The following is a 13,006-nucleotide window of genomic DNA, read 5'->3' as shown; positions in this document are numbered from 1 at the left end:
CAGCAAATGAGCGTCCCTACCGCGATCTTTACACACACAGATTGCTGCGCTTGCCCACGGCAGGTTGTGGCGCGATATCGTCGTAGGGTCGGGCTATGCCACGCTGCATCACAACCTGACCAAACAGCGCATCAAACGAATACGTTTTCGGGCGCACCGGTGTTGAACGGAAATCTAGATCTCGCCGTGGAGTGGAATCTCCCCTGATAGCCATTGCAGGAACAGCGTCGCGGACCGCGAGAGCCGGCGCTGTTGATTGGGGACCACATGCAGGGCAACCGGCAGGAGTTCCCCTGCGCCGAATGGCGCTACCAGCCGCCCCGAGGCCAGGTAGGTTGCCGCATAAGTCGACATGACCGTCGTGATGCCGCCAGCGCATGCTGCAATCTCCAATGCTGCTGCCGCATTGTCGGCCTTGATCGGCGCCTGTTGTGGGGCAATGACAATGTTTTGCTTCTTCGCCCAGAGATCCAGCAATTGCATCCTGCCCTGCACATAAATGAGCCGAGCAGCGTTGAACCAGTCTGCACTGGGTCTCGCTCTGGCTTGGCGAGCGGTCTCGGGATCGCAGAGAAGCATTAGTCGCTCTCTTCCCAATTGCACAGCGCCTGATACCGGCTGCAACGGATCGAGCGCCAGAATACTCAGATCCGCCAATTCCACGTTGGGATCGGTCCAGATGGTGCTGTTCAGCCGCACCTCGATCTGCGGATGGGCGGCGGAGAAACGAACCAAATGCTGCGCGAGCCACAGTGTGACGAAGCTAAGGGGGGCTGAAACGGTCACGCTGGTCTGCGCCTGTGCGCCCAGCAGCCCTTCGGTCGCTGCTTCGGCCCGATCCAGGGCCTCGGCTATTCCGGGCAGATAGGCAGTACCGACTTCGGTCAGCTCCAAACCATTGCTGCGTCGGTGAAAAAGCGGCCTGGCGAAGAATTGCTCCAGCGCCCGAACCCGTTGGCTGATCGCCGCCTGGGTGCAATTCAACTCCTCGGCGGCCCGGGTGAAGCTCAGATGCCGGGCTGCCGCTTCAAAGGCTTCAAGATAGATGAGATGCGGCAGCTTTCGCATGGAGAGACCTCATTCAAATTTCTCATGCATTACGAAAACGAGGTCACTGGGTAAAGAACGATTTCTTGCGCCAAGTCCGCCCGGCGGGTTTTCTGAGGCCTGTTCCCAGCCGCTGAACCGCAGGAAACCATGCCTTTCTCTTTGCTGAAATACGGTCTGCGCGCCAGGCACGTTTCCTTTGGCGACATCCCTCCAACGCCCGACCTGAAACGATCCTACGACGTGGTGATCATCGGCGGCGGCGGTCACGGTCTCGCGGCGGCTTACTACCTGTCCAACGTGCATGGTATCAACAACGTGGCCGTGCTGGAAAAGGGCTATCTCGCGGGCGGCAATACGGCGCGCAACACCACCACGATCCGCTCGAACTACGTGACCGAGGAATCAGTCCGCTTCTACAAGGAAGGTGTCGAACTGTTCGAGACGATGTCGCGGGATCTCGGCTTCAACGTCATGTTTTCGCAGCGCGGGCAACTGACGCTCGCGCATTCCGAGGCGACGCTGCGCAGTTTCCATCTGCGTGCCGAGATGGGAAAGCACATGGGCACCCGGATCGAAGTGGTCGATGTCCAGACGGTGAAGGAGCTTTGCCCTCATCTGAACCTCGATCTCGGTGGCCAGCACGAGGTGATGGGCGGGCTCTGGCATGCGGACGGCGGCACTGCACGCCATGATGCCGTGGCATGGGGTTACGCCAAGCATGCCAGCGCGCGTGGCGTGGAGATCCACCAGCGTACCGAGGTGACCGGCTTCGAGCACGCGGGCGACCGGCTCACCCACGTCAGGACGAACCGCGGCACGATTGCCGCCGGGCAGGTGCTGCAGGCCGTCGGTGGGCTCAACGGCCAGGTCGCCGCCATGGCGGGCATCCGGTTGCCGATACGCTGCTTCCCGCTGCAGGCGATGGTGACGCAGCCGCTGAAGCCATTCCTGGACATACTCGTCTCATCAGCCAATCTGCACACCTATCTGGTGCAGTCCTCGCGTGGCGAGGTCGTTATCGGCGGCGGCTCCGACCCCTACCAGCTGGCTTCGACCCGCTCCACGCTGGACCAGAAGGAGCATCTCGCCGAAGGCGCGCTGCACCTCTTCCCCTTCCTCCACAAGGTCAAGCTGCTGCGGCAATGGGCTGGGATCACCGACATGACGCCGGATTACAGTCCGATCATGGGGGCATCGCCGTTGCAAAACTATTGGCTGGACTGCGGATGGGGCACCTGGGGCTTCAAGGCGACGCCCGTGGCCGGCAAGCGCATGGCCGAGACCATTGCCACCGGACGCGTGCCCGATGTCTTGAAACCGTTCGACCTGCGCCGTTTCGACAGCTTCGCGCTGCTGAACGAGATGGGCGCCACGGCCGCCAGCCACTGACGAGTGCTCCCATGAAGCTTTTGACCTGCCCGGTGAACGGGCCTCGCAACATCACCGAATTTCAGTATCTCGGGCCGGTTCGCGCCGCCAGCGCCGAACAACCCGAGCAGCTGATCGAAGCCCTGTTCTACGCCGAGAACCCGCTCGGCGTGATGCGGGAGTGGTGGCGGCACACACCGTCCAACACAGTGCTGATTGCCGAACGCCACACCGTCAGCGACCAGATCCTTGCCACCTATCTTCCGCATCGAAAGCCCGCCTGACATGACCGAACGGCTGCCACTTCCCTGGGGATCGCGTCTCGATCGCACCCAAAAGATCCGCTTTGACTTCGACGGCCGTGCGCTCGAAGGTTTCGCGGGCGACTGCATTGCCTCAGCCATGGCCGGCGCCAATCGCTGGATCTTGTCGCGCTCGTTCAAATATCACCGTCCGCGCGGAATTCTCACCATGGCCGGGCAGGATGCCAACACGCTGGTGCAACTGCCCGATGAGCCGAATGTTCGGGCCGATCTGCGTCCCATCACCGCAGGATTGCAGGTCACCGCCCAGAACGTCCACGGAACGGCCGAGCATGACGGTGGCGCAGTGCTCGACAGGCTGGGCCGTTTCATGCCCGTCGGGTTCTATTATCGCAGCTTCTTTCGCCCCGGCGCGAAGAGCTGGCTCAAATTCTGGGAGCCGATGATCCGCAAGTCGGCCGGTCTCGGCAAGGTCGATCTGGCCGCCGATCATGGCCATTACATCAAGGAGAACCTGCACACCGACGTGCTGGTCGTGGGGGCAGGTCCCGCCGGGCTTTCGGCCGCCATCAAGGCAGCCGAGGCGGGTGCGCAAGTGCTGCTGGTCGATTTGAACCCGGAACCCGGCGGCGCATTGACCTATGCGCGCTTCGGGCTCGAAACCGCAGAGGCGGAGGCGACCTTGAGGACGTTGCGCGATGCCGTTCAAAAGCTGGGCAATCTGCGGGTGTTGACCGGTGCCACATGCAATGGCTGGTTTGCCGACAACTGGCTTCCGGTGCTGCAGGGCGAGACGCTTTATCGAGTTCGCGCCAGGCAGGTCGTGGCGGCCGCGGGGTCGCATGAACAGCCGCTGGTATTCCGCAACAACGACCTGCCGGGCATCCTCTTATCGTCCGCGGCGCAGAGGCTGATGCGCCTCTATGCGGTTCGTCCTGGCCAGCGTGGCGTGGTCTTTGCGGGCAACCGGGATGGATATCTCACGGCTCTCGACCTGCTTGATGCAGGCGTGCCGCTGGTCGCCGTTCTCGACCCTGCCGCCGATACATCCAGCAAAATCCTCGCGCAACGCCTCGTCGAGCGCGGCGTTCGGATCATCCCGAATGTCGCCGTCACGGAAGCATTGGGCACCGGAGGCAACCGCCATATCCGAGCCATTCGCTTCTGCACGCCCGAGCATGGCATGCAACTGCTGGAGTGCGATCATCTGGTGGTCGCCGCGGGTTACACACCGTGTTACCAGCTGCCCCTGCAGGCCGGTGCAAAGCTGGGATTTGACGAGGCCAGCCGGCAATTCGTGCTGAGCAATCTGCCGGAAGCGTTTCATGTCGCCGGATCGGCGGCAGGATTTTTCGACCTGAAATCGGTGCTGCGGAGCGGCGAGGTCGCGGGCGCGGCAGCAGCGCAGGGCGCTGGCCATGCCTCTGTCCGGTCGGACATCATCCCAGATGCCAGCGCACCGGAGATGAATTATTTGCAGGAACTATCCCCCCACCCCAAGGGACGGGATTTCGTGGATTTCGACGAGGATCTGCAGATCAAGGATATCAAGAACGCCGTCAGCGACGGTTATCGCGAGCTTGAACTGGTGAAGCGCTATTCCACCGTCGGCATGGGACCGTCACAGGGCCGGCATTCTGCCCTGGCAACGGCCCGAATTGTCGCTCAAGAAACCGGGCGCAAGGTGGGCGAGGTTGGAATCACGACATCCCGGCCTCCATTTGGTCCGGAAAAGTTGGGACTTCTGGCCGGCCCGAACCACGTGCCCTACCGGCATACGGCGATCCACGCCGAACATGTTGCAGGCGCGGCGAAGATGACACCGGTCGGTGCGTGGTGGCGGCCGCTGTACTACGCTGGAAATCGCGATGTCCGGAAGGCGATCTCTGACGAAGTCAAGCTGGTGCGTGACAAGGTCGGCATGCTGGACGTCTCTACCTTGGGCAAGCTGGCGATCCGTGGGGCGGATGCCGGTGCCTTCCTCGATCGTATCTATACCATGGCCCATGCTAGGCAGCCGGTGGGGCGCGTCCGCTACTGCCTGATGCTGAACGACATGGGGTCGGTCATCGATGACGGTGTGGCTTTCCGCCTGTCCGAGACCGAATTCTATGTGACCGCCACCACCGGTGCCGTCGCCCGCGTCTTTACCGAGATGGTGTTCCTGAACACACAATGGGGCATGCGGGTCGATATCCAGAACGTCACCGCCGCCTTCGCCGCGATCAATGTCACCGGTCCTTCGGCGCGCAAGGTCCTCGAGGCTCTGGGCGGAGACATCGATCTCTCCGCGGCCGGCTTCCCCTATCTCAATGGCCGCAGCGGCGTGATCGGCGGGTGTCCGGCCCACATCATGCGCATCGGTTTTACCGGCGAGCTGAGCTATGAGCTTCACGTGCCGCAATCCTTCGGCGCGGCGCTCTGGCGCAAGCTGCTGGAGGTGGGCGCACCCTTTGGTCTGCAACCTTATGGGCTGGAAGCCTCGCGCATCTTGCGTCTGGAAAAGGGCCACATCATCATTGGCCAGGATACCGATGCGCTCTCGACGCCGGATGAACTGGCCATGGGCTGGGCGCTGTCGAAGGCCAAGACGCGATATGTCGGCAAGACTGCTATCGAGGCGCGCGGCAGACTGGGCCTGAAGCGCAAGCTTTGCGGCTTCGAACTGCCCGAGGGCCATTGTATCCGGCTTGCGGAATCCTGCCTCGTGTTGCGGGACGGACGCCCGGTGGGCTTTGTCACCTCGATCTGCTTTTCGCCGACCTTGGGCAAATGGATCGGGCTGGCCTATGCCGACCCGCGTGACGCGACGCCCGGATCCAGCCTGCGCATACGTGGGCTATGCGGCAAGGAAGTTCGGGCCGAAGTGGTGCCCGTTCCGTTCTATGATCCCGAAAACCAACGGCAGGAGATGTAAGATGTTCCCGAGCAGCCATTCCGGGACATCGGGCAGTCATCCCGAGGGTATTGATCCCAGCCTGCGGCACAACGCCTTGGCGCATCGCCTTGTGCGAAGCGATGCGCTTCCTGGAGCGCATAAGAACGTCGTTTTCGATTGCACGCAGACCGAGCGCTTCGGGCTGCGTGGCCCCGGTACAATGGACTGGCTTGGTTCAACGGGAGTCTCCGCACCGGCGGCAGTGAACACGACATTGACCCTGCCTTGTGGCACGTCAGTGCTGCGGCTTGGCCAGCAGGAGGTGCTGCTGGCGGCGCCTCCCGGCGGCAGCGGCGCGCGGTTGCGCGAGCTGCGCAAGGCCTGGCAGGACAGTGAGCTTCCGGCCAAGGGCTACGACGCCTATCGCGATGAGGGCTGGGCTTGGTTTGTGGTATCGGGCCCTGCGGCGCCCGCACTGATGCGACGGATCTCGATGGCCGATCTGAGGCCGGAAAGCCTGAAGCTCGCTCACCTCGCCCAGACCCGCGCCTTGCATCTGGATGCTGTGGTGGCCCGGTTCGATCGTTTCGGTGCGGTATCCTACGACATTTTCGTCGACATCGCCTCGGCGCCGTTTGCCCTGGATGTCCTGACCGAGACCGCTGCGGGAACGCATTGCGGCTTTCAATTTGCGGCTCTTTGCGCCACTAAATAGTTCGGCCTCGCCTGGTTCTGTCCCAGGACGGACCTGCTGATTCCAGGATATTTCATGACCCAGTTTGCCTTGACCGTGACATGCCCGTCTACACGCGGGATCGTCGCTGCCATCACCACCTATCTGGCCGAGAATGGCTGCAACATCACCGACAGTTCGCAATTCGACGATAGCGAGAGCGGCAATTTCTTCATGCGTATGAGCTTCAGGTCGGAGACCGGTGCCGATCTCTCCGGCCTGCGCGCCGGGTTTGCACGGACCTCCGAGCCGTTCGGCATGACCTATGCCTTCCATGACGAGACCGAGAGGATGAAAGTCGTCATCATGGTATCGCGCTTCGGTCATTGCCTGAACGACCTGCTCTACCGCTGGCGGATCGGTGCGCTGCCGATCGACATCGTGGCGGTGATCTCCAACCACATGGATTACCAGAAGGTGGTTGTGAACCACGACATTCCGTTTCACTGCATCAAGGTGACAAAGGCCAACAAGGCTGAAGCCGAGGCAACGCAGATGCGCATCGTCGAGGAATCCGGCGCCGAACTGATCGTGCTCGCGCGCTACATGCAGGTGCTGTCGGATGAGATGTGCCGGAAGATGTCGGGACGGATCATCAACATCCACCATTCCTTTCTGCCGAGCTTCAAGGGAGCCAATCCCTACAAGCAGGCCTATGATCGGGGCGTCAAGCTGATCGGCGCCACGTCGCATTACGTCACCGCCGATCTCGATGAGGGTCCGATCATCGATCAGGATACGGTCCGGGTGACGCATGCCCAGAGCCCGAGCGACTATGTTTCGCTTGGCCGCGATGTGGAAAGCCAGGTGCTGGCCCGGGCGATCCATGCGCATATTCATCGCCGGGTTTTCCTCAACGGTGACCGAACCGTCGTTTTTCCGGCATCACCGGGATCTTATGCCTCCGAGCGTATGGGGTAAGGGCCGAGCCGCGGCGCCTATACCGGAACCGGTCCCGCTTGCCGGGCAGCATGCTATGGGGTATTCATTAAAGTGAAAATTGCGTCAACATACTAGCCGCGGCGGCTTGCGATGGGTCGTTGGAACGGCCTATTTCCGTCCGCAACACTCAACCGAGATCTGTCGAATTGGCTGAGGTGACGCTGGCTGCGAATCGCCGAAAAAGGGTTCAAATCAATGAAAGCCAATAGCCGGGGCGCAAAGCAGAGCAGGGCCATGACCGACCAATCCGCGACCATAGCCGAGGCTGTCTCTACCAATGCCGTTTCTCTGGGCGAACGGGTTCGCAGCCTCAGGATTGCAAGCAACCTCACGATTGCCGAGCTTGCCGAGCGGGCCGGTTTGTCGTCAGGCATAATCAGTCAGATCGAGCGGGGCCGATCCAATCCGTCAATCCGCACGCTGCAGAGCCTGCGCGCGGCGCTTGGCATGAACTTGTGGGAATTCCTGCAGTCGTCCGATCACCCTGCGGCGAGCAGTGCCGAACGGGAAATTCCGGACTTCATTTGCCGCAAATCTCAGCGCCAGACGCTGATCGTGGGACAAACCAAACTGGTCAAGGAGCTGCTGTCACCGCGCAAAGATCAGAATTTGCGCTTCATGATCGTAACGCTGCCACCGGGAAGCGAAAGCGAGGATGTGCTCCAGAGCCAGGGCCAAAAGGGTGGCTATATGCTCTCGGGGCGCGCCCGCCTTCAGGTCGGCGACAGGTCCGGCGACCTGGAAGAAGGCGACAGCTTTCAGTTCCCCGCCGACATTCCCCACAAGATCGTGAACCCGTACGGCGAACCCGCTCGTGTGGTCTGGATCATGAGCATCATGGATGCGCATCTCTGAAAGGGCGTGCTTCTTCCGGGATGCCGCTGCGAATCGAGCCGTTGCGTGCCCCTTCATTTTGTGCAATAAAATGAACACAACAATAATTTAATGAACACGAGGGTTAGAATGCACAAGATCGGGACGCAACTATCTCGGCGCTGTCTGCTTCAGCGGACCGCCATCGTGGGAGTGGGCATGATGGCCGCGCCTCTGCTCGGCCGGGCCGCCCTGGCGGCTGCCCCCAAGCTCAAGACGGTCGAAGACGGCGTCATTACCATCGCCATGAGCGGTGCCATGCCGATGACGGGCTATGAGGACGGGAAGATCATGGGCAGCGACGCTCAGATGATCGCCGCCATCGCCAACAAGCTTGGCCTCGGCGTGAAGCCGGCGATCATGCAGTGGTCCGCCACAATCGAGGCGATCCGGAGTGGCCGGGCCGACATCATGGTCGGCAACATGTCATGGACGCCGAAGCGGGCGGACGCCATGCTGCTGACCGACGCAATCTATTATGCCGGCAACCTCGCCACCATGCGGCAGGATATGCCTTTCAAGGACTCGATCGGCATCGAGGACTTCAAGGGCTACAGCCTGGGCACCAGCGTCGGTTACAATTTCGTCCCCGATCTCAAGAAGATCCCCGACGCCAAGGAAGTGAAGCTCTATGACACCGACGACGCGGCGATCCGCGACGTGCAGGCGGGTCGGCTTGACTTCGCGTTCCTCGACGGTCCCGAGGTCGATTACATGGTGCTGAAAAATCCCGACCTCAAGCTGAAGCAGGTCCCGCTCCGGTCGACCGAAGGTTATCCGCTCCTGACCGACAAGGGCATCGCCGTGATGGGGATGAGTCTGGAAAACCCGGACCTGCTTGATGCTTTCAACGCCGGCATCAAGTGGCTCTGGTCGTCAAAGACCAATGCCGATATCCTTGCCAAGAACGGCATGACGAGCCCGGATTATCTCGTGGCACCGGCTAAAAATCCCCGCGTTGGGGTGGACCGGGATGACAGCAGCAACATCCTCGGACCAGCGGCGCATACGCCGAAAGACTTCTCTTCACTGTTTGCATGAGCTCGGTTGCCGGCGCCGGAGGGCCAGGTGAGCCCGCCGGCGTATCCACATCGATAGGCGACGGACGGCGCAGAAGCTCGATATGCGCCAGTGCGGCCGAAGACGGAATTGCGCTGATGCACGACCCAGTCCAGTCGATAGAAACCAACAATGCCGCAACGGACGGGGCTGCGGCGGATCAACCGATCGTCCGGATCCGAGGCCTTCGCAAGAGCTATGGCAGCCTCGATGTCCTGAAGGGGATCGACCTTGACGTCCGGCGCGGCGAAAAGGTCTCGATCATCGGGCCGAGCGGCTCCGGCAAAACGACGCTGCTTCGCTGTATCAACAGAATTGAGAAGCCGAGTGGGGGCCATGTCTACGTGGACGGCCAGCTCATTGGCGAGAAGCTCGTCGGCGACCGCTATATCGACATGGAAGACCGCGAGCTTGCTCGTCTCCGAGCGGGCATGGGGATGGTGTTCCAGCGCTTCAATCTGTTCCCGCATCTGACCGCGCTGCAGAACATCACGATCGGGCCGATGAAAGTCCTCAGGATGCCGGCGACGGAGGCGGAGGCAGCAGCCCTTGCGCTGCTGGAAAAGGTTGGGCTCGCGAACAAGCGGGACGCCTACCCGGAAATGCTGTCCGGCGGCCAGCAGCAGCGCGTCGCGATAGCCCGCGCGCTGGCGATGCGCCCCAAGGTCATGCTTTTCGACGAGGCCACTTCGGCGCTCGACCCGGAACTCGTCGGCGAAGTGTTGAGCGTCATGAAGCAGCTCGCTTCGGAAGGCATGACTATGATCATCGTCACCCACGAGATGAAGTTTTCCGAAGAGATCTCGGACCGCGTGATCTTCATGGACCACGGTGCGGTGGTTGAGCAGGGATCGCCGGAGGAGATTTTCCGAACGCCCTCGCATCTGCGGACCCAGACTTTTCTGCGCGCAGTGCTAGGCCGGCAGGCTTATCAATGACGGCGGCGGACTGGCCGGCCTGGATCACGCATCTGCCCCATTTCTTGGATGCGCTGCTGACCGGGGCGGTCATAACTGTCATAGTGACGGTCGGCGGGTTTGTCGGGTCGGTTGTCTTGGGCATCCTGTTCGGCGCATTCTCGACATCGCAGTCGTTGCTGCTGCGCACCGTCGCCCATATCTACGTCGAGATATTCCGCGGTCTGCCTCTGCTCACCGTGCTCTTCATCATCTTCTTCGGCCTTGCGACCATCGGTATCCGGCTCGACCCCATCTCCGCGGCGATCACCGGCTTCAGCATAAATGGCGGCGCTTACCTTTCGGAAGTATTCCGCGCCGGCATCCAATCAATCCACAAGGGACAATCCGAGGCGGCCCTGTCCATCGGCATGACCCGGATGATAGCATTCCGCTACATCATCCTCCCGCAATCGATCCGCGTCGTCCTGCCGCCACTCGCCAATTTCGCGATCGGTCTTCTCAAGGATACCTCGCTGGCCTCGGCGGTGGCGGCGCCCGAGATGATGTTCAATGCCGGCAGGCTGGTATCCGAGACATTCTTTGCCACCGAGATTTACCTGCTGGTGGCGGCACTTTATCTCTGCATGAGCCTGCCGCTGTCCTTGGCAACCCGGCTACTCGAGCGCCGCATGGCACGGGCGCACGCACAATGACCCTGGCCGACGCCGAAACCCTCGCAACGGAGTGGATGCCTCAGCTCCTCGTGGCCGCCGGTTACACCATGAAGATGGCAGCGGCAGCCTACATTCTCGGTGCTGTCGCGGGTTTGTTCCTGGCGCTCGCCAGACGATCGGAGCGGCGGGTCGTCTCGATCCCCGCCTTGGTCTACATCGAGTTCGTTCGCGCAACGCCGACCCTGACACAGATCTTTCTGATCTATTTCAGCCTGGCGCTCGTCGGGATCGTGCTTCCGGCGTTCGAAGCCGCGGTGATAGCCCTCGGCCTTCACTATGCCGCCTACATGGCCGAGACCTACCGCGCGGGAATCGAGGCCATCCACCGCGGGCAGCACGAAGCCGCGCAGGCCATCGGCATGACCCGCGGGGAGACGATGCGCTACATCATCCTGCCCCAGTCCTGGCGGATCATTCTTCCACCAATGGGCAACTCCGCCATATCGCTGCTGAAAGACACGTCGGTCGCCTCCCTGATCTCGGCGCCCGAGCTCATGCTGCGGGCCCATGACCTGACTAGCGAGTACTACATGCCGATGGAGCTCTACCTCACCGTCGGCGCCATGTACCTGATCATGACCTACCCACTTTCGCTCCTGGTTCGTCGCCTGGAGCGGATGGCGGCGAAGGAACACAGGGCGTCGGGAAACTGACGCATGCAGACACGATCCGGCCGACGGGCTGCCAATCAGACAGACGAGTAACGGCTACATGTCTCCCACAGTCCTGCGCATTCCCAGTGATGAGGTCTTGCCTGCCGCCGTGGATGTCGTCGTGATCGGCGGCGGCATCGTCGGTTCGGCGGCCGCCTACTTTCTGGCCAAGCGCGGGATCTCGGTTGCGCTGGTGGAGAAGGGCTATATCGGCGCCGAGCAGTCGTCCCGGAACTGGGGCTGGTGCCGCCAGCAGAATCGCGATGAGCGTGAACTGCCTCTGGCCGGCTATGCCCTGCAGCTCTGGAACCAGCTGCAGCAGGAGATCGGCCGCGATCTCGGTTTCCGCCGCTGCGGGCTGACCTATGTGACGAACGACCCGCGGCAACTGGCGGAGTGGGAGCGGTGGCGCGAGACCGCCCGGAGGTTCGACGTCAATACACGGATGCTGAGTGCTACCGAGGCAACCGCCGCAACGGCAGGGACCGGTCGAAGCTGGCTGGGTGGCGTGCACTCGATCGACGACGGCAAGGCCGAACCGGCGCTTGCCGCGCCCACGTTGGCGAAGGCTGCCCGCGACCATGGTGCGAAAATCATCCAGCAATGCGCAGCCCGCGGGCTCGATGTCAGCAACGGCCAGGTGACGGGGGTGGTCACGGAACGAGGCCTGATCAAGGCCGGTGCAGTGCTCTGCGCCGGTGGCGCTTGGGCTTCCACATTTTGCCGTCAGCAAGGCATTGCTTTCCCGCAGGCAAGCGTGCGTCAGAGCATTCTGCGAACGAAACCGGGGCCGCAGCTGCCGGAAGCGATCTATACCCCGGATTGCGCGCTCACCCGGCGTCTCGATGGGGGCTACACCGTCGCGATCAGTGGGAAGGCGACCCTCGAGATCACGCCGCAAGGCCTGCGTTACGCGCGCTCCTTTCTGCCGATGTTCAAGCAGCGCCTGAAGTCCATCGAGATCGGCATCGGACGCTCGTTCCTTAACGGGCCAGAGGCGCTCGCCAGCTGGCGGCTCGACGAGGTCTCACCTTTCGAGCGCATTCGCGTCCTCGATCCGGCCCCCAACCCGCGCACGATCTCGCGGATTATGGCCAGAGCCAGAGCCCTATATCCCCGCCTTGCCAATGTCGAGATGGCTGAAAGCTGGGGGGCCTATGTCGACTGCACGCCCGATGCTGTGCCCGTCATCTCTCCAGTCGCCGCGCTGAAGGGGTTCTTTTTGGCGGCGGGATTCAGCGGTCATGGATTCGGGATCGGACCAGCGTCGGGCCGGTTGGCGGCCGACCTGATCGCCAACGACACACCCGTCGTCGATCCTGGCCCATATCGTCTGTCGCGGCTGTTGGACGGCTCCAAGGTCGAGGTTGGCGGCATCTGATGTCTGGGAAGAGTGACGGTATTTTTGTCTGCTACCGAGGATGCAGCTGCCCCGGGTCAACGGGGACAAAATCGACCGGCCTTGTCGATAGTCCGCTAAACCACGGAAGCCGCGAACAGCGGAAATTCACCAATGAAATCAAAAGCCCAAATTTTTGACGGTACATCTGCCGG

The 13,006-nt window shown here is 61.9% G+C and carries 12 protein-coding genes; 11 read left to right on the top strand and 1 reads right to left on the bottom strand.

From position 1 onward, the window contains the following. Window positions 1-174: 174 nt before the first annotated feature. Complete coding sequence (locus ACFFNA_RS30785; RefSeq protein WP_378923590.1) at window positions 175-1,068, bottom strand: LysR family transcriptional regulator; 894 nt, start codon at window positions 1,066-1,068, stop codon at window positions 175-177. A 129-nt stretch (window positions 1,069-1,197) separates the two neighbouring features. On the opposite strand from ACFFNA_RS30785, the gene ACFFNA_RS30780 reads away from it, so the two are divergent. The 11 genes from ACFFNA_RS30780 to ACFFNA_RS30730 all read left to right on the top strand — a co-directional run bounded on the left by ACFFNA_RS30780 (window position 1,198) and on the right by ACFFNA_RS30730 (window position 12,833). After that, window positions 1,198-2,439 carry an FAD-dependent oxidoreductase gene (locus ACFFNA_RS30780; protein ID WP_378923589.1) on the top strand — a complete coding sequence of 414 codons (1,242 nt, stop codon included), beginning with the start codon at window positions 1,198-1,200 and terminating at the stop codon, window positions 2,437-2,439. 11 nt (window positions 2,440-2,450) lie between these two features. Beyond that, window positions 2,451-2,702 carry a sarcosine oxidase subunit delta gene (locus ACFFNA_RS30775; protein WP_111547983.1) on the top strand — a complete coding sequence of 84 codons (252 nt, stop codon included), beginning with the start codon at window positions 2,451-2,453 and terminating at the stop codon, window positions 2,700-2,702. Between the two features lies 1 nt (window position 2,703). Then, on the top strand, window positions 2,704-5,598 hold the full coding sequence (locus ACFFNA_RS30770) for an FAD-dependent oxidoreductase (protein ID WP_378923588.1): 2,895 nt from the start codon (window positions 2,704-2,706) through the stop codon (window positions 5,596-5,598). Continuing rightward, window positions 5,567-6,274 (top strand): hypothetical protein, encoded by a 708-nt coding sequence (locus tag ACFFNA_RS30765; protein ID WP_378923587.1) that lies wholly within the window; start codon window positions 5,567-5,569, stop codon window positions 6,272-6,274. The genes ACFFNA_RS30770 and ACFFNA_RS30765 overlap by 32 nt, the downstream gene beginning before the upstream one ends. A gap of 54 nt (window positions 6,275-6,328) precedes the next feature. After that, window positions 6,329-7,213 carry a formyltetrahydrofolate deformylase gene (purU, locus tag ACFFNA_RS30760; protein ID WP_111547986.1) on the top strand — a complete coding sequence of 295 codons (885 nt, stop codon included), beginning with the start codon at window positions 6,329-6,331 and terminating at the stop codon, window positions 7,211-7,213. A gap of 255 nt (window positions 7,214-7,468) precedes the next feature. Then, on the top strand, window positions 7,469-8,089 hold the full coding sequence (gene relB / locus ACFFNA_RS30755) for a type II toxin-antitoxin system RelB family anti-toxin (RefSeq protein WP_378923586.1): 621 nt from the start codon (window positions 7,469-7,471) through the stop codon (window positions 8,087-8,089). A 180-nt stretch (window positions 8,090-8,269) separates the two neighbouring features. After that, the gene (locus ACFFNA_RS30750) at window positions 8,270-9,148 is read left to right on the top strand and encodes a substrate-binding periplasmic protein (protein WP_167458753.1); all 879 of its coding nucleotides are present in this window, start codon (window positions 8,270-8,272) and stop codon (window positions 9,146-9,148) included. 116 nt (window positions 9,149-9,264) lie between these two features. After that, on the top strand, window positions 9,265-10,104 hold the full coding sequence (locus ACFFNA_RS30745) for an amino acid ABC transporter ATP-binding protein (RefSeq protein WP_378923585.1): 840 nt from the start codon (window positions 9,265-9,267) through the stop codon (window positions 10,102-10,104). Continuing rightward, a complete protein-coding gene (locus tag ACFFNA_RS30740) occupies window positions 10,101-10,778 on the top strand; it encodes an amino acid ABC transporter permease (protein ID WP_378923584.1) in 678 nt (225 codons plus the stop codon). The genes ACFFNA_RS30745 and ACFFNA_RS30740 overlap by 4 nt, the downstream gene beginning before the upstream one ends. Further along, complete coding sequence (locus ACFFNA_RS30735; RefSeq protein ID WP_378923583.1) at window positions 10,775-11,452, top strand: amino acid ABC transporter permease; 678 nt, start codon at window positions 10,775-10,777, stop codon at window positions 11,450-11,452. The genes ACFFNA_RS30740 and ACFFNA_RS30735 overlap by 4 nt, the downstream gene beginning before the upstream one ends. Before the next feature lie 58 nt (window positions 11,453-11,510). Then, window positions 11,511-12,833, top strand: coding sequence for an NAD(P)/FAD-dependent oxidoreductase (locus ACFFNA_RS30730; protein WP_378923582.1), 1,323 nt, complete (start codon window positions 11,511-11,513; stop codon window positions 12,831-12,833). The last annotated feature ends 173 nt before the right edge of the window (window positions 12,834-13,006 follow it).

The sequence above is a fragment of the Mesorhizobium kowhaii genome, assembly GCF_042431665.1.
GTDB classification, from domain to species: domain Bacteria; phylum Pseudomonadota; class Alphaproteobacteria; order Rhizobiales; family Rhizobiaceae; genus Mesorhizobium; species Mesorhizobium kowhaii.
Note: the sequence above shows the minus strand (reverse complement) of the source record. Positions and strands in the feature narration are given on the sequence as shown.

Bases quoted from the DNA above. Each gene is read 5' to 3' on its own strand.
- purU (WP_111547986.1), top strand. From the start codon at position 6,329: ATGACCCAGTTTGCCTTGACCGTGACATGCCCGTCTACACGCGGGATC.
- ACFFNA_RS30780 (WP_378923589.1), top strand. From the start codon at position 1,198: ATGCCTTTCTCTTTGCTGAAATACGGTCTGCGCGCCAGGCACGTTTCC.
- ACFFNA_RS30775 (WP_111547983.1), top strand. From the start codon at position 2,451: ATGAAGCTTTTGACCTGCCCGGTGAACGGGCCTCGCAACATCACCGAA.
- ACFFNA_RS30785 (WP_378923590.1), bottom strand. From the start codon at position 1,068: ATGCGAAAGCTGCCGCATCTCATCTATCTTGAAGCCTTTGAAGCGGCA.
- ACFFNA_RS30750 (WP_167458753.1), top strand. From the start codon at position 8,270: ATGGCCGCGCCTCTGCTCGGCCGGGCCGCCCTGGCGGCTGCCCCCAAG.
- relB (WP_378923586.1), top strand. From the start codon at position 7,469: ATGACCGACCAATCCGCGACCATAGCCGAGGCTGTCTCTACCAATGCC.
- ACFFNA_RS30745 (WP_378923585.1), top strand. From the start codon at position 9,265: ATGCACGACCCAGTCCAGTCGATAGAAACCAACAATGCCGCAACGGAC.
- ACFFNA_RS30770 (WP_378923588.1), top strand. From the start codon at position 2,704: ATGACCGAACGGCTGCCACTTCCCTGGGGATCGCGTCTCGATCGCACC.
- ACFFNA_RS30765 (WP_378923587.1), top strand. From the start codon at position 5,567: ATGATCCCGAAAACCAACGGCAGGAGATGTAAGATGTTCCCGAGCAGC.
- ACFFNA_RS30735 (WP_378923583.1), top strand. From the start codon at position 10,775: ATGACCCTGGCCGACGCCGAAACCCTCGCAACGGAGTGGATGCCTCAG.
- ACFFNA_RS30740 (WP_378923584.1), top strand. From the start codon at position 10,101: ATGACGGCGGCGGACTGGCCGGCCTGGATCACGCATCTGCCCCATTTC.
- ACFFNA_RS30730 (WP_378923582.1), top strand. From the start codon at position 11,511: ATGTCTCCCACAGTCCTGCGCATTCCCAGTGATGAGGTCTTGCCTGCC.